At 65.2% G+C, this 20,709-nt stretch carries 17 protein-coding genes; 8 read left to right on the top strand and 9 right to left on the bottom strand.

What is annotated here, in order from left to right:
* Nucleotides 1–89: 89 nt before the first annotated feature.
* Complete coding sequence (locus tag AC07P1_RS07750) at nt 90–329, bottom strand: hypothetical protein (RefSeq protein ID WP_494695224.1); 240 nt, start codon at nt 327–329, stop codon at nt 90–92.
* A gap of 89 nt (nt 330–418) precedes the next feature.
* Between AC07P1_RS07750 and AC07P1_RS07755 the strand changes: the two genes are divergently transcribed.
* From AC07P1_RS07755 to AC07P1_RS07775, 5 genes are read left to right on the top strand one after another with little or no spacing between them, the layout of a single operon-like run.
* A complete protein-coding gene (locus AC07P1_RS07755) occupies nt 419–1,687 on the top strand; it encodes an MFS transporter (protein WP_494695225.1) in 1,269 nt (422 codons plus the stop codon).
* Nucleotides 1,688–1,743: 56 nt separating this feature from the next.
* Nucleotides 1,744–3,417, top strand: coding sequence for a glycoside hydrolase family 10-like protein (locus AC07P1_RS07760; RefSeq protein ID WP_494695226.1), 1,674 nt, complete (start codon nt 1,744–1,746; stop codon nt 3,415–3,417).
* A 2-nt stretch (nt 3,418–3,419) separates the two neighbouring features.
* Nucleotides 3,420–4,319, top strand: coding sequence for an N-acetylglucosamine kinase (locus AC07P1_RS07765; protein ID WP_494695227.1), 900 nt, complete (start codon nt 3,420–3,422; stop codon nt 4,317–4,319).
* A 19-nt stretch (nt 4,320–4,338) separates the two neighbouring features.
* Complete coding sequence (locus AC07P1_RS07770; protein WP_494695228.1) at nt 4,339–5,403, top strand: N-acetylmuramoyl-L-alanine amidase; 1,065 nt, start codon at nt 4,339–4,341, stop codon at nt 5,401–5,403.
* Nucleotides 5,404–5,419: 16 nt separating this feature from the next.
* Nucleotides 5,420–6,031 (top strand): M15 family metallopeptidase, encoded by a 612-nt coding sequence (locus AC07P1_RS07775; RefSeq protein WP_494695229.1) that lies wholly within the window; start codon nt 5,420–5,422, stop codon nt 6,029–6,031.
* 300 nt (nt 6,032–6,331) lie between these two features.
* Here AC07P1_RS07775 and AC07P1_RS07780 read toward each other — a convergent pair whose 3' ends face one another.
* Entirely contained in the window at nt 6,332–7,309 is a 978-nt protein-coding gene (locus AC07P1_RS07780; protein WP_494695230.1) for an aldo/keto reductase, read from the bottom strand.
* Nucleotides 7,310–7,423: 114 nt separating this feature from the next.
* On the opposite strand from AC07P1_RS07780, the gene AC07P1_RS07785 reads away from it, so the two are divergent.
* Complete coding sequence (locus AC07P1_RS07785) at nt 7,424–8,335, top strand: LysR family transcriptional regulator (RefSeq protein ID WP_494695231.1); 912 nt, start codon at nt 7,424–7,426, stop codon at nt 8,333–8,335.
* Here AC07P1_RS07785 and AC07P1_RS07790 read toward each other — a convergent pair.
* Nucleotides 8,302–9,945: a D-alanyl-D-alanine carboxypeptidase/D-alanyl-D-alanine-endopeptidase gene (locus AC07P1_RS07790; RefSeq protein ID WP_494695232.1), complete on the bottom strand. Its 1,644-nt coding sequence runs from the start codon at nt 9,943–9,945 to the stop codon at nt 8,302–8,304. The two genes, AC07P1_RS07785 and AC07P1_RS07790, sit on opposite strands and share 34 nt — an antisense overlap.
* Nucleotides 9,946–9,956: 11 nt before the next feature.
* Nucleotides 9,957–11,195, bottom strand: coding sequence for a nucleoside recognition domain-containing protein (locus AC07P1_RS07795; protein ID WP_315215948.1), 1,239 nt, complete (start codon nt 11,193–11,195; stop codon nt 9,957–9,959).
* Nucleotides 11,196–11,302: 107 nt separating this feature from the next.
* On the opposite strand from AC07P1_RS07795, the gene AC07P1_RS07800 reads away from it, so the two are divergent.
* Nucleotides 11,303–13,039 (top strand): ABC transporter substrate-binding protein, encoded by a 1,737-nt coding sequence (locus AC07P1_RS07800; RefSeq protein WP_494695233.1) that lies wholly within the window; start codon nt 11,303–11,305, stop codon nt 13,037–13,039.
* Between the two features lie 21 nt (nt 13,040–13,060).
* Nucleotides 13,061–13,978: a YihY/virulence factor BrkB family protein gene (locus AC07P1_RS07805; protein WP_494695234.1), complete on the top strand. Its 918-nt coding sequence runs from the start codon at nt 13,061–13,063 to the stop codon at nt 13,976–13,978.
* A gap of 499 nt (nt 13,979–14,477) precedes the next feature.
* Here the strand turns inward: AC07P1_RS07805 and AC07P1_RS07810 are convergent, their stop codons facing one another.
* From AC07P1_RS07810 to AC07P1_RS07830, 5 genes are all read right to left on the bottom strand, one after another.
* Nucleotides 14,478–15,605 carry an acyl-CoA dehydrogenase family protein gene (locus tag AC07P1_RS07810; RefSeq protein WP_494695235.1) on the bottom strand — a complete coding sequence of 376 codons (1,128 nt, stop codon included), beginning with the start codon at nt 15,603–15,605 and terminating at the stop codon, nt 14,478–14,480.
* 72 nt (nt 15,606–15,677) lie between these two features.
* Entirely contained in the window at nt 15,678–16,346 is a 669-nt protein-coding gene (locus AC07P1_RS07815) for an SDR family oxidoreductase (RefSeq protein WP_494695236.1), read from the bottom strand.
* A gap of 4 nt (nt 16,347–16,350) precedes the next feature.
* Entirely contained in the window at nt 16,351–17,550 is a 1,200-nt protein-coding gene (locus AC07P1_RS07820; protein WP_494695237.1) for an acetyl-CoA C-acyltransferase, read from the bottom strand.
* Nucleotides 17,543–19,378: a bifunctional isocitrate dehydrogenase kinase/phosphatase gene (gene aceK, locus AC07P1_RS07825; RefSeq protein WP_494695238.1), complete on the bottom strand. Its 1,836-nt coding sequence runs from the start codon at nt 19,376–19,378 to the stop codon at nt 17,543–17,545. Before aceK ends, AC07P1_RS07820 begins: the two co-directional genes overlap by 8 nt.
* 65 nt (nt 19,379–19,443) lie before the next feature.
* Nucleotides 19,444–20,628 carry an isovaleryl-CoA dehydrogenase gene (locus AC07P1_RS07830; RefSeq protein ID WP_494695239.1) on the bottom strand — a complete coding sequence of 395 codons (1,185 nt, stop codon included), beginning with the start codon at nt 20,626–20,628 and terminating at the stop codon, nt 19,444–19,446.
* Nucleotides 20,629–20,709: the final 81 nt, after the last annotated feature.

Below are 20,709 nucleotides of genomic sequence, written 5' to 3' on the forward strand. Positions count from 1 at the left end.
CACCCATGGCGGATTACGCTGCGCTAATCCGCCCTACGTGTTTCCGTGGTTTTTCGTGGTGCGGTGTTCCGTGCTTTCCGAGGTGCGGGTCATGCCTTGTACCCGGTGGCGACGATGTAGCACTGGAAGGCGAACGAGGCGGCCGCCGCCAGCAGCGCCCGCGCGGCCCACAGTTTGCCGCCGAAGTTCAGGCCGGGACGCTTGGCCAGCGTGCCCCGGTAGGCGCGGTAGCCAAGATACATGTTCAATGGACCGAACAGGAAGATGGTCACCATCAGGAACATCAGCGGGTAGGACAGGAAGATCAGCAAAAAAGTCAGCAGGTACATGATTTGGCGCGGTTCGGTTGCGTTCTGGGCGTTGTGTGCGTATGGTAACTGCCGTGAGCATAACAGCAGCGGCCGCCGCGAAAGGAAGTATGAAGTCAGCGCAACAACGCAACCCGTGGAGCTGGGTGCCCAGCATTTCCTTCAGCCAGGCCGTGCCCTACGTCGCGGTGATGATGCTGTCGACGGTGATGTACAAGAACCTGGGCATCTCGAACACCGATCTGGCGTTCTATACCGCCTGGCTGTACCTGCCGTGGGTGATCAAGCCGCTGTGGTCGCCCCTGGTCGAGCTGGTCGGCACCAAGCGGCGCTGGATCGTGCTGCTGCAGTTGTCGACGGGCGCGTCGCTGGCGTGCGTGGCGCTGACCCTGCACCTGCCGCAATTCTTCGCGCTGAGCCTGGCCGTGCTGTGGCTGATGGCGTTCAGCTCGGCCACCCACGATATCGCCTCCGACGGCTATTACATGCTGGGCCTGCCGACCCAGCGCCAGCAGGCCGCCTTCGTCGGCGTGCGCAGCGCCTTCTACAAGCTGGCGATGATCGCCGGCCAGGGCGGCATCGTCTACATGGCCGGCGAGTTGATCAAGTCCAGCGGCGATCCGGCCTGGGCCTGGTCGGTGGTGTTCGGCGTGATGTCGGCGCTGTTCCTGCTGCTGTGCGCCTACCACCATTTTGTTTTGCCGCGTCCCGACTCGGACCGCAGCCATGCCGGCGGCGGCGCGCTGTGGACCGATTTTATCAACACCTTCCGCAGCTTTTTCCAGAAACCGGGCATAGGCGCCATCCTCGGCTTCCTGCTGCTGTACCGGCTGGGCGAGGCGCAACTGCTCAAAATGGCGGCGCCGTTCCTGCTCGATCCGCGCGACCAGGGCGGCCTGGGCTTGACGACGTCGGAGTTCGGCCTGGTCTACGGCACCATCGGCGTGTGCGCGCTGGTGCTGGGCGGCCTGGCCGGCGGCGTGGTCATTTCGCGCTTTGGACTCAAGCGCGCGCTGTGGCCGATGGTGTTCATCATGCACGTGCCGGACCTGGTGTTCGTCTACCTGGCGACGGCGTTGCCGACCGATATCGTGCTCATTTCGGCCTGCCTGGCGGTCGAGCAGTTCGGCTACGGCTTCGGCTTCGCCGCCTTCATGCTGTACATGATTCTGGTGGCCGACGGCGAACACAAGACCGCCCATTACGCGATCTGCACCGGTTTCATGGCGCTGGGCATGATGTTGCCGGGTATGGTCAGCGGCTGGATACAGGACCACCTCGGTTACCAAAACTTTTTCATCTGGGCATGTATTTCGACCTTGCCGGCGTTTTTTATGACGGCCAGGGTGACCATCCCGGCTGAATTCGGTAAGAAATAAGCGATAAGAAACACGCGTGCCCGGTATTACAATACTAGGCTCAACTGTATCGGGGAATGGTTTTGGTTTTTAATGCAAAGAAACGGCTGACCTTGACCGCCGGCGTGGCCGGCGTCATGGCGGCGCTGCTGGAGGGTTGTTCAAGCACGCCGACGGCGCCCGGCGCCGATGGCGCCACCCCGCCGCCGCCCGGCGCGCCGCGCCAGCCCGGCGCCATCGCGCCGCCGCCGGCGCCGCCGTTCGATCCGAACATGCCGCCGCCGGCGCCGCGCGAGTTCCGCGCGGCCTGGGTGTCGACCGTCGCCAACATCGACTGGCCCAGCCGCAGCAACCTGAGTTCGGAGAAGCAGCAGGCCGAGGCCGTCGCCATCCTGGAGCGTTGCAAGGCGCTGAACCTGAACGCCATCGTGCTGCAGGTGCGCCCGAGCGCCGACGCCATCTATCCGTCCGAGCTCGAGCCGTGGTCGGAGTTCCTGACCGGCCAGCAGGGCCGCGCGCCCAAGGGCGGCTACGATCCGCTGCAGTTCTGGATCGAGCAGGCGCACGCGCGCGGGCTCGAGTTGCACGCGTGGTTCAATCCCTACCGCGCCCGCCACGCGACGGCCAAGTCGGCGCTGGCGCGCAACCACATCGCCAACACCAACCCGGAGGCGGTCAAGACCTACGGCCGCTATCTGTGGATGGACCCGGGCGAGTCGGCCGCCTCGCAGCGCACGCTCGACGTCATCCTCGACGTGGTGCGCCGCTACGACATCGACGGCGTGCATATCGACGATTATTTCTATCCGTATCCGATCGACACGCCCAACGCGGCCGGCCCCGAGGGCGTGGCGCTGGACGGGGGCGGCGCGGGCGGCAAGCAGGAGCTGGAATTCCCGGACCAGCCGTCGTGGCAGCGCTATCTGCTGGGCGGCGGCACCTTGGACCGGCCGCACTGGCGGCGCCAGAACGTCAATTCGTTGGTCCAGGCGCTGTACATCGGCATTCACAAGGAAAAGAGCTGGGTGCGCTTCGGCATCAGCCCGTTCGGCATCGGCCGCCCGGACCGGCGCCCGGCCGGCATCGTCGGCTTCAGCCAGTACGACAAGCTGTACGCGGACGCCGAGCTGTGGCTCAACAACGGCTGGCTCGACTATCTTGCACCGCAGCTGTACTGGCCGGTGGCGCAGGCGCCGCAGGCGTTCGACGTGCTGCTCGACTACTGGCTGGCGCAGAACACGCGCGCGCGCCACGTCTGGCCGGGGCTCTACACCAGCCGCATCGACAACACCGCCAAGACGTTCGCGCCGGAGGAGATCGTTAAGCAGATCGGCGTCACGCGCAGCCGCGCCGGCGCCCGCGGCCACCTGCACTTTTCGATCGCCGCGTTGATGGAGAACCGCAAGGGCATCACCGACCAGCTCAAGGCGCGCACCTACCAGGCGCCGGCGCTGTCGCCGGCCACGCCGTGGCTGGGGGCCGAGGCGCCGGCCGCGCCGAGCGCCACCGCCCGGCGCGAATCGCAGGGTGTGGGGCTGCGCCTGGCGGCCGGGGACGGCAAGCCGGTGACGCATTATGCGATCTGGAGCCGCTACGGCACGGAGTGGCGCTTCGCCGTGGCGCCCGCGTCGCGCGCGGTGCTGCTGTTGGCGGACGACGCGGCCGGGCAGGCGGCCGAGGCGGTGGTGGTCAGCGCCGTCGACCGGCTGGGCAACGAAAGCCCGCGCATCGGCGTCTACAAGCGCGGCTGACGATGGGCAACCTCGGCCTCGGCATCGACGCGGGCGGCACGCAGACGCGCTGGGCGCTGGCCGATGCGGCCGGCGTCATCGTCGCCGAAGGCGCAGTCGGCGGCATGTCCGCCACGCTGATGGGCAATGACGCCGGCCGCGAGGCCGCGCGCGCCGTCTTCGCCACGTTGGCGGCGCAGGCGCTGGCCGCCGGCCGGCCCGTGGCCGTGTGCGCCGGCCTGACCGGTTTCGACGGCGCCGCCGGCCTGCCTGCGCAATGGCTGGCCGAACTGCTGAACGTCGCGCCGGCCACGGTCACGGTGCGCAGCGATATCGAAATCGCCTATCTGGACGGCTTCGCGCCGGGCGAGGGCTATCTGGTGTACGCCGGCACCGGCTCGATCGCCGCCTGGATCGCCGCCGACGGCCAGTTCCACCGCGCCGGCGGACGCGGCGTGACCCTCGACGACGGCGGCGGTGGCTTCTGGATCGCGCGCGAGGCGATGCGCCACATCTGGCGCCTGGAGGACGAGGAGCCCGGCGCGTGGCGGCGCTCGGCCATGGCGCGCGCGGTGTTCGACCATGTCGGCGGCAGCGACTGGGCCTTGTCGCGCCAGTTCATTTATGGCCAGGAGCGGGGCGCGATCGGACGGCTGGCGCTGGCCGTCGCCGCCAGCGCCGACGCCGACCCGGTCGCGCGTGGCCTGCTCGAGGAGGCCGGCCGCGAGCTGGCGCGCATCGCGCTGGCGCTGGTGCGCCGCTACGGGCCGCGCCCTATCGCATTGGCCGGACGCGCCGCCACCTTGCATCCGCTGATCGCGGAAACGATGCGCGCGGCGCTGCCGGCCGACCTGTCGCTGACGCAGCGCGCAACACAAGCGCACCACGCGGCGGCCCGTATTGCTCTAAACTCACTGAATTGAACCGCTGCCGAGACTGCCCATGAAGATCGTTCCGTTGACCGTTTTGTCCACCATGATGGCGTTGCTGGCCGGATGCGCCACCGTGCCGCCGAGCGAGCCGCGCATCGACCGCAGCCTGACCTCGCGTGGACAGAGCGACCGGGTCAAGTACATCATCCTGCACTACACGGTGTCGGACCTGCCGCGCTCGATCAAGATACTGACGCAGCAGGATGTCAGCGCGCACTACCTGCTGACCGACACCGAGCAGCCGTTCTTCTACGCGCTGGTGGATGAATCGCGGCAGTCGAACCACGCCGGCATCAGCAGCTGGAAGATCTACAACCAGCTCAATTCGGCGTCGATCGGCATCGAGATCGTCAATCCCGGCTTCACCGAATCGCCGCAGGGACGGGTGTGGTATCCGTTCAAGCAGGCGCAGATCGACCAGCTGATTTTGCTGCTCAAGGATATCGTCAAGCGCCATGGCATCAAGCCGGAGAATATTCTCGGCCACAACGATATCGCGCCGCAGCGCAAGCAGGACCCGGGACCGATGTTCCCGTGGAAGCAGCTGGCCGACGCCGGGCTGGTTACGTGGCCCGAGCCGAGCCGCGTGGCCGCGCGCCTGCCGGGGTATCAGCAGCAGTTGCCGGATGTGCTGTGGTTCCAGCTGAAGCTGGCGCAGCACGGCTACGCGGTGCCGCAGACCGGGCAGTTCGATCAGGCGACGCGCAATGTGTTGACGGTGTTCCAGTCGAAGTATCGGCAGTCGTTGTTCGACGGCATGCCGGATGCGGAGACGGCGGCGATCCTCGATGTGTTGACTAGTCCGCTGCCGGCCTTGCCTGCGCAGGGTGCGGGGGCCGCGCCGGCGGTTGTTGCCCCGGCGGTGCCGGTGCCTGCGGCGCCCGCGCCTGCGACACCCCAGACCGTGACACCCGCGCCTGTCTCGCCGGCGCCCGTGATGCCAACGCCGGTTTCGCCAGCGCCAGTCACGCCGTTGCCCACAACGCCTGCGCCGGTCGCGCCCGTGCCAACGCCGGTGGCCCCGGCCGTGCCTCCGCAACCGGTGCCCGTCACCGAGCCTGTCGAGTCCCAATAAGCCACCGGTGCCGGCAATGACGTCTCCCATCCACTGCGAAACGATTGCCGGCCACGCAGATTTCCGTCGTCTCGACACCATCCAGGGCATCGCCGTCGATCTGCGCTACGCCACGCCGGACAACTTTGTCGGCAGGGATCTCTATTCGCCGTTGGACTGCTCCTTTCTGCATAAGGATGCGGCGGCCGCGCTCGAGCGGGCGGTCGCATGGCTGGGGGCGCGCCGTCCGGATTACAAGTTATTAGTGTTGGACGCCCTGCGCCCACAACGGGTGCAAGAGCAACTTTGGCAAACGCTGCAGGGAACCGATCTGCTCGGCTATATCGCCGACCCGGCGCGCGGCTCGATCCATTCGTTCGGCATGGCGCTGGACGTGACTCTGGTGGACGCGCAAGGTCGGGAACTCGACATGGGGACCGGTTTTGACGACCTGAGTGAGCGCTCGCACCCGGCCAAGGAAGCGCTGTTGCTGGCAAGAGGCGAGTTGAGCGCGCGGCACATCGAAAACCGCCGCTGGTTGCGGGGCGCGATGTTCCAGGCCGGCTTCGTCGGCATCAACAGCGAATGGTGGCACTTCGACTGCGGCGATCGGCTGAAGGTGCGACGCGACTACGCGCGCGTATTGTAAAACCACGCGCCGCCGCGAGGGAGGGACATGCTTTTTTCGGCTTTTACTAAAACCTGCTAGTTCTTACTACCTTTCGATATCGCTCGCTATTTCGCGTTCTTTGCTACTACTCGCAAACTAAAAAGCACTAGTCGATACTATTTCTTAGGTGTCTCGATAATTTAGTAGGTTTTAGCTGTGCCGCCAGCAATTTTAGTAAGAGATAGCACGGAGTAGTAAAGGTTAGAGAGGATTAGTCACGTTTAGTAAATCCGGCTTTTTCGGGCATCCCCCCGCCGAAGTCCCTAAGGAACTCTGTTTTTACCGGTCCACCATCGCCATCCGCTCCTTGCTATAGCGCGGCCCGGCGACCTGTTTCAACGCGTTGTCGAGTACACCCATCTCGCGGGCGTCGAGTGCGATTTCGGCGGCGGCCACGTTCTGCTCCAGATACATGCGGCGGCGCGTGCCGGGTATCGTCACGATGTCGTCGCCCTTGTGCATCGCCCACGCCAGCGCGATTTGCCCGGACGTGACCCGCCGCGCGTCGGCCAGCTCGCGGACGATGGCCGCCGCCTGCATGTTGCGGTCGAAATTCTCCCCTTGCAGGCGCGGGTCCAGATGGCGGAAGTCGCTCGGCGGATATTCCTCCGCGCGCTTGGCGGTGCCGGCCAGGAAGCCGCGTCCCAGCGGGCTGAACGCCACCAGCCCGATGCCCAGCTCGCGCAGCGCCGGTATCACGTCCGCCTCCAGGTTGCGCTCCCACAACGAATACTCGCTCTGCACCGCGCTGATCGGGTGCACCGCGTGCGCGCGGCGGATGTTGGCCACGCCCGCCTCCGACAGCCCGAGATAGCGAACCTTGCCCTCTTTCACCAGATCGGCCATCACGCCAACCACCTCCTCCACCGGCACCAGCGGATCGATGCGGTGCTGGTACAGCAGATCGATGTAGTCGGTGTTCAGCCGGCGCAGCGAGCCTTCGACCTTGGTGCGGATGCCGGCCGGGTCGCTGGTGACGCCGACGGTCTTGCCGTCGCGGATGTCGAAGCCGAATTTGGTCGCGAGGATGACTTCCCGGCGACGCCCGGCGAAGGCGCGGCCCAGCAGCGCTTCATTCTCATAGGGACCGTATTGCTCGGCGGTGTCGAAGAAATTAACGCCAAGGTCGATCGCGCGGTGCAGGGTGGCGACCGCCTCGGTCTGGTCGGCCGGGCCATAGGTGTTGCTCATACCCATGCAGCCGAGCCCCTGCGCCGATACCGTCAACCCTTGATTGCCTAAATTGCGTTGTTCCATGATTGCCTCCTTGTCGATAGCTCGGATGCAAGTATGCCACCATATAAAAAATCCACAATCCGATTAAAATGCAAAGCATTATTGATGCAGGTGCAACGGTGAGGTGGCTGGCTTATGGAAATGCTGAAGGAAATGGCGATTTTCGCGCAGGTGGTCGACAGTGGCGGGTTTTCCGCCGCCGCGCGCCAGCTGGGGCTAACCACGTCGGCCGTCAGCCGCCACGTGTCGCGGTTGGAAACCTATATCGGCGGGCGGCTGTTGCAGCGGACCACGCGCTCGGTGTCGCTGACGGAGCTGGGCGAGCAGGTGCATGCCGCCTGCGTCCGCATGGTGAACACGGCGCGCGAGATCCACGCGCTGGCCGGCAGCTACAGCGCCCGCCCCAACGGCGTGGTGCGCATCAGCGCGCCGGTCGTGTTGGGGCAGCTATGGCTGGCGCCATTGCTGCCGGCGTTTCTGGACCGGTACCCGGAGGTCGATGTCCGCCTGTCGCTGGTGGACCGCAATGTCGATCTGATCGAGGAGGGCATCGACCTGGCGATCCGCATCTCGGCCGACCTGGCGCCGGGACTGGCCGCGCGGCCGCTGGGGCCGATGCGCTATGTGCTGATGGCGTCGCCGCAATATGTCGCCGCGCACGGGACGCCGGCCACGCCGCAGGAGTTGCCCCGGCATCGCTGCAATTATCTGGGCTACGCGCGTTTCGGCGCGGCCTGGACCATGCGGCGCGAGGGGATTGATGGCCCGGAGATCGCCAGCATCCGCGTACCGTCGCGCTTGACGATTAATAACAGCGCGGCGCTGATGGCGGTGGTGGAGGCCGGCGGCGGCATCGGCCTGGTGCCCGATTTCACCGCGCGGGCGGCGCTGGCGCAGGGGCGGGCGGTGCGGATTTTGGCGGACTGGACGTTCGACGAGCCGTATGCCGGCACCGTGCACGCGGTCTACATGCCCGGCCCGCACCTGGCGCTGAAGGTGCGGGCCATGATCGATTACCTGGTGGCCGAAGGCGCGCTCGGCGCGTAGGCAGCGTTGGGGACGACGGGGACGCCGCCAGCGGGCACGCCGGAGCGCGCCACCCAGTCGATCAGCGCGTCGAGCACGGCGCGGCCGGCGCCGTTGGCGACGTGCTCGTCGTTGAGCATGGCGACCACGATGACGGGCTGGTTGTTGGCGTCCTGCACGTAGCCGGCGATGGCGATCACGCCCTTGAGGCTGCCGGTCTTGATGCGCGCGCGCATCGCCGCCGGGCTGTCCTTGAGGCGCCGGCGCATGGTGCCGTCGGTGGCCGCGATCGGCAGGCTGGAGAGGAACTCCGGCATCCACAGGCTTTTCAGGCCTGCTTGCAGCACGCCGGCCACCTGCGCCGGGGTGGCGCGCTCGGTGCGCGACAGGCCGGAGCCGTTGTCGAGCACCAGGCCGTCGCCGTCGATGGCGTGTTGTTGCAGCCAGGCGCGGATCGCCGCCTCGGCGCGGGCGGCCGTGTTGGGCTGGGCGGCGTCCGGCGGCAGCGGGCGGCTGCCGAGGACCGGATCGGCTTCCAGGCTGCCCAGGCTCAGGAAGATGGTGCGCGCCAAGGTGTTGTCGGAGTTTTTGTTGGTGTCGCGCAGCACTTCCGGCAGCGGCCGCGCGACGTGCTCGGCCAGCAGGCGCAGCACCGGCGTGGTGGCCGGCGCGGCCACGGCCGCCGGCGGCGCGATGGGCACGTTCGTGGCGGCGGTGGCGTCGGTATCGGCGTTGGAGGCGGTGGCAGCCGGTTGCGGCGAAGGCAACGGCGTCGGCGCGTTCGCCTCGCGCACCTCGCCTTTGAGGCTGCCGCCCAGTTTTTGCCAGGTGAGGCGCACCAGGCGCGCCAGATAATCGTGCGGGTCGAGGACGTTGATGCTGATCGATTTGACGCAATCGCGGGGGAAGCTGCCGTGCAGCACGACCTCGATCTTGTCGCCGTTGCGCTTGAAGTCCGGATTGCGCCAACCGTTCTCCCACGCCGGACAGGGCGCGTCGCTGGTGGCCATCTCCGAGCGCACGCTGACCTGGTCCATGTCCGGCATCATCGCCAGCGACAGCTTGCCGCCGACCGAGCGCATCTCCACCTTCAGCAGGTTGGTGTTGACCAGCAGCGCGTCGGGCACCACGTTGTAGTACGCCCATGGATATTCGTCGAACTGCGGCTGGCCGAGGTCGGGCCGCGACGGCTGGAACAGTTGCCGGTCCAGCACGATGTCGCCCTTGATGCTTTTGATGCCCTGGTTGCGCAGCGCGCGCAGCATGTGGCCCAGCACATCCTCGTTGAAGTCGGCGTCGGCGCCGCCGCGCAGGATCAGGTCGCCCTGCAGCACGCCGTTGACGACCGGTGCGCTGGTGAGCAATTCGGTGCGGCCGCGGAACACCGGCCCCAGCCGCTCGAGCGCCGCCAAGGTGGTGAACAGCTTCATCGTCGATGCCGGCTGCATGCTTTGCCGGGCGTTGTGCGAGATCAGCGTGGTGTCGCCGCGCAGCACGACGATGCCGGCGGCCTCCGGCGGGATTTGCGCCGATTGCATCAGGCGCGCGACCGGCTCCGGCAGGTCGGCGGCGTGGACGGCGCCGGCGGCGATGAACGCACCGACGCTGGCGAGGATAAGACGACGAAGCATGGCTAATCCGTTCAATGGAAGAAGACGTAGGCGACCGCGATGGCGGTGACGACGCCGGCGAAGTCGGCGATCAGGCCGCACGAGATCGCGTAGCGCGTCTTGCGGATGCCGACCGAGCCGAAGTACAGGGCCACGATGTAGAAGGTGGTGTCGGCCGAGCCCTGGAACACGCACGCGAGGCGGCCGACGAAGGAGTCGACGCCATAGGTTTGCATGGCGTCGATCATCATCGCCTTGGAGCCGCTGCCGCTGAGCGGCTTCATCAGCGCGGTCGGCAGCGCCGGCACGAAATCGGTGTTGAAGCCCAGCGCGCCGAACAGCCAGCTGAAGCCCTCGACGACAAAGCCGAACAGCCCGGCGTTGCGGATCACGCTGATGGCCACCAGCATGCCGACCAGATACGGGATGACCGTCAGCGAGGTCTGGATGCCGCCCTTGGCGCCCTCGATGAAGGCTTCGTAGACGTTGACCTTCTTCCACAGCGCGCCGATGATGAAGCCGCCGATGACGCCGATGAGGATCAGGTTGCTGAAGACCTTGGAGAACAGCTCGATCTCCGGGCGCGTGAGCACCTGCGTGAAATACCAGATCAGCGCGACGATGGCGGCAGTGCTGCAACCGAGCCAGCTCAGGACGACGCGGTCGAACAGGTTGATGCGCTGGCGGATCGCCACGGCGATCAGGCCGGTGACCGTGGCGACGTAGGTGGCGATCATGCACGGAATGAAAATGTCGGACGGGTCGGCCGCGCCCAGGATCGAGCGCTGCGCCATGATCGCCACCGGGATCAAGGTCAGGCCGGAGGTGTGCAGCACCAGGAACAGGATCTGGGCGTCGGTCGGCTCGTCCTTGCTGGGGTTGAGCGTTTGCAGGCTTTCCATCGCCTTCAGGCCGAACGGCGTGGCCGCGTTGTCCAGTCCCAGCAGGTTGGCCGAAAAATTCATCAGCATGTGGCCGGTGGCTGGATGGTCCTTGGGCACGCCGGGGAAGATGCGCGAGAAGAACGGCGCGATGACGCGCGCGAGCAGGTTGACGGCGCCGGCCTTCTCGCCGATGTTCATGATGCCCAGCCACAGGGTCATCACGCCGGCCAGCGGCAGCGCGATGTCCATCACGCCGCTCTTGGCCGACTCGAACGTGCCGTCGATGATGCGCTTGAAAATTTCCGTGTCGCCCATGAACAGGTACTGCGCCAGCGCGGCGGCGAACCCGACGAGGAAGAAGCCAGACCAGATGTAATTGAGCGACATATGTTCGATTTTTCTTGAAACTGTGGGCGACAGGCAAAGTATAGCGGGTCGGCACGCGGAAAAAGTTATAAGCTGCCGCTTTACGTATGCGATGTGAAATGGATGCCATGCTGAAAAGTTATGCAGCGGCCTTGCTGGCGCTGGTGGTCGGGCTGGGGACGGTGTGGACCGCCGGAGCGCAAACCGTGCAGGCCACGTCCGCGCCCAAAGTGCTGCGCGCTTTCCTTAGTACCGGCGAAACCGGCCTCGATCCGGCGGTCGCCTCCGACATCGCCAGCCTTAGCCTGCTGGAAAACCTGTTCGATCCGCTGTTGCGCTACGATTATCTGGCCCGCCCCGTCAAATTGCAGCCCAATACGCTGACGGCCATGCCGACGGTCGGGGACAACGGCCTCACCTATACCTTCCATCTGCGCCAGGACGTCTATTTCACAGCCGATCCCGCGTTCAAAGGCGCTCGGCGGCAAGTGACGGCGCGGGATTACGTCTACAGCCTGAAGCGGTTGTACGATCCGGCGCTCAAATCGCCATGGAGCTTCCTGCTCGAAGGAAAAATCGTCGGCGACGCGGCGCTCAAGGCCCGCTTCGGCTACGACGGCGATATCGCCGGCCTGCAGGCGGTGGATAAGTTCACACTGCGCATCCGGCTCAACGCCGCCGATCCCAACTTCCTGTTTTACATGGCGATTCCGGCGACGGGCGTGGTGGCGCGCGAGGTGGTCGAGGCGTACGGCGTGCAGGTCGGTAACCACCCGGTCGGCACGGGGCCGTTCAAGATCGGCACGTGGAAGCGCAGCGACCAGATCTCGCTGCTGACCAACCGCGACTTTCGGCCGATGGTCTTTCAGGGCCGGCGCCTGCCGCTGGTGGACCGGGTCGACATCAAGGTCATGGAGGAATACCAGTCGCGCGTGCTGGGCTTTTTGAACGGCGAGTTCGATTTCCTTGAACAGTTGCCCGAATCGATGAAGGAAATGGTGCTGACCGACGACGCCAGGCCGACCTTGAGGCCGGAACTGGCCCGCAAGGGGCTGGTGCTGTCGCCCTTCCCCGTGCTGCAAACCTACTACATGTGGATGAACATGGAGGACCCGTTGATCGGCGGCTACGGCAAGGACAAGGTGGCGCTGCGCCGCGCCATCGCGCTCAGCTACAACAGCGCCGAGGACATCGCGCAGATGAAGAAGGGCCTGGCGCTGCGCGCCGAGACGCCGCTGCCGCCGAACGTGCTGGGCTACGATCCGGCCTACCGCAGCCCGGTCGGCTACGATCCGGCGCTGGCCAACGCGCTGCTGGACCGCCACGGCTATAAAAAGGGAGCGGGCGGCTTCCGCACCCTGCCCGACGGCAAGCCGCTGACCCTGGTCATGCACACCGAGCCGTCGATGGTGGGCCGCCTGCGCGACGAGCTGTGGCGCAAGAATCTGAACGCGATCGGCCTCAACGTCACTTTCAAGAGCGACAAGAAGACCGAGATCATCAAAGCCTCGCGCCTGGGCAAGGTGATGATGTTCGAAACCAACTGGGTGGCCGACTTCCCCGACGGCGACAATTTCTATCAATTGCTGTACGGCCCGAACAAGGCGGGGCCGAACTACGCCCGCTTCAACCTGCCCGCCTACAACGAGCGCTATGAGCAAACCCGCACGATGGGGGATTCCCCGGAGCGCACCAGGCTGTATGATGAAATGGCGCAGATCATACACGCGTACACGCCATGGGTGCTGCTGACGCATCCCATTTCCGCCGATGTGCGGCAGCCATGGCTTAAACATTACACGCGCCATCCGGTGGAATTCACCAACTGGCGTTATCTGGACGTAGACGCACATACCCCGCGCTGAACCGCCGCGTACAATGGATAAATGAAATTTCTCAATCGCCGGGGCCTGGCCTACGTGCTGACGCACCCCATGGACTTCCTGGTGCAATGCCTCAAGGGCTTTCGCGCCAATCAAGGCCTGCTGCTGGCGGGCGCGGTGGCCTATTACTCGCTGCTGTCCATCGTTCCCTTGCTGATGCTGGTGGTGGTCGCGTTGTCGCACGTGATCGACCAGGATGTGCTGCTGGAAACGGTCGGACGCTATCTGAACTACCTGGTGCCCGGGCAATCGAAACCGTTCGTCACCGAGGTCGGGCATTTCCTCGAACACCGCGACGTGGTCGGCGGCGTGCTGCTGGTCAGCATGATTTTCTTCAGCTCGCTGGCCTTCACGGTGCTGGAAAACGCCATGTCGGTCATCTTCAAGCACCGGGTCGAGATCAAGCGCCGGCGTTTTCTGATTTCGGCCATCATGCCCTATTGCTTCATCCTGTCGCTGGGCGTGGGCATGCTCCTGGTCACCCTGGTGGCCGGCAGCCTGCAAGTGATGGGCGAGGAAAGCGTGCGGCTGTTCGGCTACGACTGGTCGCTCGAGGGCGTGTCGGGCGCGCTGCTGTACATGCTGGGCCTGGGCGGCGAGGTGCTGGTGCTGACGGCCATCTATCTGGTCATGCCGGTGGGGCGGCTGTCGCTGTCGCACGCCCTGATCGGCGGCGTGACGGCCGCGCTGCTGTGGGAGCTGGCGCGCCACATCCTGGTCTGGTATTTCTCGACGCTGTCGCAGGTGAACGTGGTGTACGGCTCGATGACGACGGCCATCATCGTCATGTTCAGCCTGGAAATCGGCGCCACGCTGCTGCTGTTCGGCGCCCAAGTGATCTCCGAGTTCGAACGGGCGTGCCGCCACAAGCCGCGCCGCAATCCGACGCCGATGACCACGGAAGCGACAGAAATGAAATAATTTGTGCGTCGCACAAACATCTGTGTTACACTACGTTCGTGGTTGAGGTTTCTTGGTTTCCAAGCGAACAGTCCCACATCCAAGGCAAGCGCAGTAATCTGATATGTGTAAGAGCGGATTGCAAATGGCGCTACCTGGAGTTGTAGTTTCGAATACATTGGTCGTTTTACACGTTGGAGGCACCACGCAGATAGCATGGGCGTCCGAGAAACGCTGAAGTCACTTTGCAGATAGCACTGGACGACGGCACGATTAAAGCATTGGTAATACATTGGAACGAAGCCCGTTGAGATACGGGCTTTTTTTTCGTCCGCAAATCCGGGGTCAGGTCCTAATGCCGCTAAGCTAAGGCGATTTTCGTAGGGCGGATTAGGCGGAACGCCGTAATCCGCCATGAGCCGCCGACGGAGCTTGGCGGATTACGCTGCGCTAATCCGCCCTACGTGGTTTAGATGAACGCTTAACTTAGCGGCATTAGGGCCTGACCCCGGACTTGTTTTTACAGTGCGCGGGCGATCAGCAGCTTTTGGATGTCGCTGGTGCCTTCGTAGATCTGGCACACGCGCACGTCGCGGTAGATGCGCTCGACCGGGAAGTCGGAGACGTAGCCGTAGCCGCCGTGTACCTGGATGGCGTCCGAGCAGACTTTTTCCGCCATTTCGGAGGCGAACAGCTTGGCCATCGCCGCTTCCTTTAAACATGGCAGCCCGGCGTCCTTCATCGATGCGGCGTGGCGGATCAGCTGGCGCGCCGCTTCGATTTGCGTGGCCATGTCGGCCAGCCGGAATTGCACCGCCTGGTGCTCGAAAATCGGCTTGCCGAAGCTTTCGCGCTCGCGCGCATACGTCAGCGCGGCCTCGTACGCGGCGCGCGCCATGCCGACCGCTTGCGAGGCGATGCCGATGCGGCCCCCCTCCAGCCCCGACAGCGCGATCTTGTAGCCCTGGCCCTCTTCGCCGATCAGGTTCTCGGCCGGGATGCGGCAGTTCTCGAACAGGATCTGCGCCGTGTCCGACGAGTGCTGTCCCATCTTTTGCTCCAGCCCGGCGACGGTGTAGCCCGGCGCCGACGTCGGCACCCAGAAGGCGCTGATGCCCTTCTTGCCGGCGGCCTTGTCGGTGACCGCGAGCACGATGGCGACGTCGGCGTATTTGCCGCTGGTGATGAATTGCTTGACGCCGTTGATGACGTAGTCGCCGCCATCGCGCGTGGCGGTGGCGCGCAGCGCGGCGGCGTCGCTGCCGGTGTGCGGTTCGGTCAGGCAGAAGGCGCCCAGCATGTCGCCTTGCGCCAATGGGCGCAGCCATTGCTCCTTCTGGCGGTCGTTGGCGTACATCATGGCGATGCTGCACACGGGGCAGTTGTTGACCGAGATGATGGTGGAGGTGCCGCCGTCGCCGGCCGCGATCTCCTCCAGCACCAGCGCCAGCGAGACGTAGTCCATGCCGGCGCCGCCCAGCGCCTCAGGCACGGCGACGCCGAAGGCGCCCAGCGCGGCCAGTTCCTTCAGTTCCTCTTTCGGGAAATGGTGTTCCTTGTCCCAGCGCGCGGCCTGTGGCGCCAGGCGCTCCTGGGCGAAGGTGCGCAGCGCGTCGCGGATCATTTCGTGTTCTTCGGTCAGTATCATGTCGTCTCGTCTTTTTAATTTTTAACCCGCACACCGCCTGGCTGTGCGGGTTCGCCTTTGCCGCCGGCTTTCTTACCAGCCGATCTCGCTGCCGTCGTAGTTGCGGTAGACGGCGCGCTCCGACGCCGGCAGCGCCGCCAACGTGGCGCGGATGCCGCCGGCGCTTTCCTCCACCGAGATGTCGGCGCCCTCGCCGCCCATCTCCGTGCGCACCCAGCCCGGATGGAAGGCCACGCAGGTGGCGCCCTGCTTGCCGAACACCAGCGCCGTGTCGATCAGCACCGAGTTCAGCGCGGCCTTGCTGGCGCGGTACAGCGAGCCGCTGGCGCTGCTGCGCTCGCTGAGCGATCCCATCTTCGACGACAGCACCGCCAGCTTGCCGCGCGCCGCGCCCACCATCGGCGCGATGATCGGCAGCAGGCGCATCGCCGCCAGCACGTTGGTGTGCATGACGGAATCGAAATCGGTCTGCAGCGGGAAGCCGTCGTGGCGCGGGCCGTACACGCCGGCGTTCAGGATGGCGACGTTGAGTTCCTCGCCGTCGAGCTTCCAGCCGATGCCGGCGCACGCCTCGACGTTGGTGACGTCGAGCTGGTGCGGCTCGGCCCCCAGCGCGCCGAGCGCGGCGCAGTCCTCGGCCTTGCGGGCGGTGGCGATCACGCGCCAGCCGTCGGCCAGGTACTGTTTAACCAGTTCCAGTCCGATGCCGCGCGAGGCGCCAATGATCAGTGCGGTGGCCATACGGTTACACCAGCTCGATGGCCATGGCCGTCGCCTCGCCGCCACCGATGCACAGCGCGGCCACGCCCTTCTTGCCGCCGGTGCGCTTGAGCGCGCCGATCAGGGTGACAATGATGCGCGCGCCGGAAGCGCCGATCGGGTGGCCCAGCGCGCAGGCGCCGCCGTGCACGTTGATCTTGCTGTGCGGGATGTCGAGGTCGCGCATGGCGGCCATCGGCACGGCGGCGAACGCCTCGTTGATCTCGAACAGGTCGACGTCCTTGCTGGCCCAGCCGATTTTCTTGTACAGCTTTTCGATCGCGCCGATCGGCGCCGTGGTGAACAGGTTCGGTTCCTGCGCGAACGTGGCGTGGCCGTGGATCCTGGCGATGACGGTGGCGCCCAGTTGCTTGGCGGTCGATTCGCGCATCATCACCAGCGCGGCGGCGCCGTCGTTGATCGACGACGACGAGGCGGCCGTGATGGTGCCGTCCTTCTTGAACGCGGCGCGCAGGGTCGGTATCTTTTCGATCTTGGCCTTCAGCGGGCCTTCATCCTTGTCGATGACGGTGTCGCCGGCGCGGCTGGTGACGGTCACGGGCGCGATTTCCCATTTGAACCAGCCTTCGTTGGTCGCCGCCTGCGCACGCTTGACCGATTCGATGGCGAAGTTGTCCTGCGCCTCGCGGGTGAATTCGTACTTGGCCGAGCATTCCTCGGCGAACGTGCCCATCGAGCGGCCTTCGCCGGTCTTCTCGTTGCGCGAGTAGGCGTCCTCCAGGCCGTCGTACATCATGTGGTCGAACATCATGCCGTGGCCGATGCGGTAGCCGCCGCGCGCCTTCGGAATCAGATACGGCGCATTGGTCATCGACTCCATGCCGCCGGCGATCACCACCTCGGCGCTGCCGGCGACCAGCTGGTCATGCGCGAAGATGGCGGCCTGCATCGCGGAACCGCACATTTTTGACAGGGTGACGGCGCCGGTCGATGCCGGCAGGCCGGCTTTCAACAGGGCCTGGCGCGCGGGCGCCTGGCCCTGGCCGGCCATCAGGCAGTTGCCGAAGTAGACGTGTTCGACCAGCTTGCCGTCGATGCCGGCGCGTTCGACGGCGGCGGCGATCGCCACCGCGCCCAGGTCGTGCGCGGCCTTGCCGGAAAAGTCGCCCTGGAAGGCGCCCATGGGGGTGCGGGCCGCACCGACGATGACGATAGGATCATTCATTTTCTAGAGTCTCCATAAAGGGTGGCGGCACCGGGATCGATACCGCCGGAATGTTGGACTGGTTCTCGTGGAAGAAACGTATGTGCTGCGGATACGGATAAACGTCCTCGACGACGCCGTCGAGGATGCGCTGCTTGCGCGCCTGCCAATATTCGCGCGTCAGCAGGTCGGCGTGGTGCTTCATGAAATACTTGCGGATCTTGGCGTTGCCCAGCAGGAAGCGGCCGAACTGCTCGGGGAAGACGTCGTGCTTGCCGATCGGATACCACGGCTCCGACGCCATCTCGTCCTCCTCGTTGCGCGCTTCCGGGATGTCGCGGAAATTGCAGTCGGTGATGTATTCGATTTCGTCGTAATCGTAAAACACGATGCGCTGGTGCCGGGTCACGCCGAAGTTCTTGTACAGCATATCGCCGGGGAAAATGTTGGCGGCGACCAGCTCCTTGATGGCGTTGCCGTATTCGAGGATGCCGTGTTCGAGCTGGGCGTCGTTGCCGTCCTTGTCGGCGTTGCCGAGCCACATGTTCAGCGGCACCATGCGGCGCTCGATGTACAGGTGCTTGATGATGATCTTCCCGCCCTCCTCCTCATATAAGGACGGCGCGAACTGTTTCAACTCGGCGATCAGCTCCTCGGTGAAGCGCTGGCGCGGGAAGGCGACGTTGGAATACTCCAGCGTGTCGGCCATGCGCCCCACCCGGTCGTGGTGTTTGACCAGCAGGTATTTTTCCTTGATCAGCGCGCGCGTGGTGTCCTTGGGCGGCGGATAGAAATCCTTGATGACCTTGAACACGTAGGGGAACGACGGCAGCGCGAACACCAGCATCACCAGCCCCTTGATGCCGGGCGCGATCGCGAACCGGTCGGACGAATGCTTCAGGTGTTGCAGATAGTCGCGGTAGAACAGCGTCTTGCCCTGCTTTTGCAGGCCGAGGATGGTGTAGATCTCGCTGCGGGGCTTGCGCGGCAGCAGGGTGCGCAGGAATTGCACATAGGCCGACGGCACCTCCATGTCCACCAGGAAGTAGGCGCGCGTGAACGAGAACAAGATCGTGATCAGTTCCTGGTCGAACAGCACGGTGTCGAGTATCAGTTCGCCGCCACGGTTGTGCAGGATGGGCACGACGAACGGATATTCCTTGTTGCCGTTGATGCCCTTGCCGACGATGTAGGCGCCCTTGTTGCGGAAGAACAGGCTCGACAGCACCTGGATCTGGTTGTTCGGCTCGGTCCGTCCGGCGCCGAACAGCTCCTGCAGGCGCGCCTCCACCTGCTCGACGTCGCGGGTCAGGTTTGCGAACGTGGCGTCGAGCTGGAAGTTGGTGACGATGCGCTTGAGCGTGACGTGCAAACCGTCCGTGCCCGGATAGTAGACGCGGTAGGTCGGCGCCAGTTCCTCGGTCTCGATGTATTCGGTCGAGACCACCGGCCGCACGAAGATGAATTCGTTGTGGAAGTAGCTGCGGTGCAGGATGTTGCAGCACACCGAGTTGAAGAAGGTTTCCGCCAGCTCCGGCTGCTTGTGGTCGGACAGCATGCCGATGTAGTGGAGCTTGAGCTCGCGCCAAACCTCGTCGGTCAGGTCGGACTGGCTGTATTCGTCCTCCAGCGTCTGCACGCATTCCTGCACGCGGCGGTCGTAGAAATCGATCCGCTCGCGCGCGGCCTGCTGCGCCGCGCCCCAGGCGCCGCGCTCGAAATGCTCCTTGGCCTGCCGGCTGGTCTGGCGGAACAAGCGGTAGTGCTTGTCGAAGCCGTCGCGGATCGTGCGCGCGATGTCGAACGCGATCTGCGAGCGCAGCAGTTTTGGGAATGCAGCCTGGGTCATGGTCGCCCTCACCTTTACGCGTCGACTCTGAACTTGTTCGCCGGTCCGGCCAACGCGCGCAACGCCTAGCGGGTTTCCGCGAACAGTTCGCGGCCGATCAGCATGCGGCGGATTTCGCTGGTGCCGGCGCCGATCTCATACAACTTGGCGTCGCGCCACAGGCGGCCGACCGGATACTCGTTGATGTAGCCGTTGCCGCCGAGCGCCTGGATCGCCTCGCCGGCCATCCAGGTCGCCTTCTCGGCGCTGTACAGGATGGCGCCGGCGGCGTCCTTGCGCAGCTGGCGCACCGCCTCCGGCGTGGTGGCGCGGTCGCAGGCCTGGCCGACCGCGTAGACATAGGCCTTGCACGCCATCATGGTCGAGTACATATCCGCGATCTTACCCTGCATCAGCTGGAATTCGCCGATCGCCTGGCCGAACTGTTTGCGGTCGTGGATGTAGGGCACGACCGCGTCCATGCACGCCTGCATGATGCCCAGCGGGCCGCCGGACAGCACGGTGCGCTCGAAGTCCAGGCCCGACATCAGCACGTTGACGCCCTTGCCCAGGCCGCCGAGCACGTTCTCGACCGGCACTTCGCAATCCTCGAACACCAGCTCGCCCGTGTGCGAGCCGCGCATGCCCAGCTTGTCGAGCTTTTGCGCCACCGAGAACCCCTTGTAGCCTTTTTCGATCAGGAAGGCGGTCATGCCCTTGGCGCCGGCGTCGAGGTCGCTCTTGGCGTAGACCACCAGCACGTCGGCGTCGGGGCCGTTGGTGATCCACATCTTGGTGCCGTTGAGCACCCAGCGGTCGCCCTTGAAATCGGCGCGCAGCTTCATGCTGACGACGTCGGAACCGGCGTTGGGCTCGGACATCGCCAGCGCGCCGACGTGTTCGCCCGAAATCAGCTTCGGCAGGTATTTTTGTTTTTGCTCCTCGGTGCCGTTGCGCTTGATCTGGTTGACGCACAGGTTAGAGTGGGCGCCGTACGACAGGCCGACCGAGGCCGACGCGCGCGAGATTTCCTCCATCGCCACGATGTGGGCCAGGTAGCCCATGTTGGCGCCGCCGTATTCCTCGCCGACGGTGATGCCGAGCACGCCCAGCTCCCCCATCTTGCGCCACAGGTCCATCGGGAACTGGTCGCTGCGGTCGATCTCGGCCGCGCGCGGGGCGATCTCGGCGGCGGCGAACTGTTGCACGGTTTCGCGCAGGGCGGCGATGTCTTCGCCGTGGTCAAAGGTCAGGCCTGGGAGATGGAGCATGTCATCCTCATTCTTCTGGTTTGATTTGAACGGTAATCATACCTCGGAGTGACGTTTACGTAAACGTAAAGCTCATATACG

Source organism: Duganella sp. GW821-FHT07F09, from assembly GCF_059418705.1.

Coding starts and splice junctions, on each gene's coding strand:
- AC07P1_RS07785 (WP_494695231.1), top strand. CDS start 7,424: ATGGAAATGCTGAAGGAAATGGCGATTTTCGCGCAGGTGGTCGACAGT.
- AC07P1_RS07805 (WP_494695234.1), top strand. CDS start 13,061: ATGAAATTTCTCAATCGCCGGGGCCTGGCCTACGTGCTGACGCACCCC.
- AC07P1_RS07815 (WP_494695236.1), bottom strand. CDS start 16,346: ATGGCCACCGCACTGATCATTGGCGCCTCGCGCGGCATCGGACTGGAA.
- AC07P1_RS07775 (WP_494695229.1), top strand. CDS start 5,420: ATGACGTCTCCCATCCACTGCGAAACGATTGCCGGCCACGCAGATTTC.
- AC07P1_RS07790 (WP_494695232.1), bottom strand. CDS start 9,945: ATGCTTCGTCGTCTTATCCTCGCCAGCGTCGGTGCGTTCATCGCCGCC.
- AC07P1_RS07810 (WP_494695235.1), bottom strand. CDS start 15,605: ATGATACTGACCGAAGAACACGAAATGATCCGCGACGCGCTGCGCACC.
- AC07P1_RS07780 (WP_494695230.1), bottom strand. CDS start 7,309: ATGGAACAACGCAATTTAGGCAATCAAGGGTTGACGGTATCGGCGCAG.
- AC07P1_RS07760 (WP_494695226.1), top strand. CDS start 1,744: ATGGTTTTGGTTTTTAATGCAAAGAAACGGCTGACCTTGACCGCCGGC.
- AC07P1_RS07765 (WP_494695227.1), top strand. CDS start 3,420: ATGGGCAACCTCGGCCTCGGCATCGACGCGGGCGGCACGCAGACGCGC.
- AC07P1_RS07800 (WP_494695233.1), top strand. CDS start 11,303: ATGCTGAAAAGTTATGCAGCGGCCTTGCTGGCGCTGGTGGTCGGGCTG.
- AC07P1_RS07830 (WP_494695239.1), bottom strand. CDS start 20,628: ATGCTCCATCTCCCAGGCCTGACCTTTGACCACGGCGAAGACATCGCC.
- aceK (WP_494695238.1), bottom strand. CDS start 19,378: ATGACCCAGGCTGCATTCCCAAAACTGCTGCGCTCGCAGATCGCGTTC.
- AC07P1_RS07750 (WP_494695224.1), bottom strand. CDS start 329: ATGTACCTGCTGACTTTTTTGCTGATCTTCCTGTCCTACCCGCTGATG.
- AC07P1_RS07795 (WP_315215948.1), bottom strand. CDS start 11,195: ATGTCGCTCAATTACATCTGGTCTGGCTTCTTCCTCGTCGGGTTCGCC.
- AC07P1_RS07770 (WP_494695228.1), top strand. CDS start 4,339: ATGAAGATCGTTCCGTTGACCGTTTTGTCCACCATGATGGCGTTGCTG.
- AC07P1_RS07755 (WP_494695225.1), top strand. CDS start 419: ATGAAGTCAGCGCAACAACGCAACCCGTGGAGCTGGGTGCCCAGCATT.
- AC07P1_RS07820 (WP_494695237.1), bottom strand. CDS start 17,550: ATGAATGATCCTATCGTCATCGTCGGTGCGGCCCGCACCCCCATGGGC.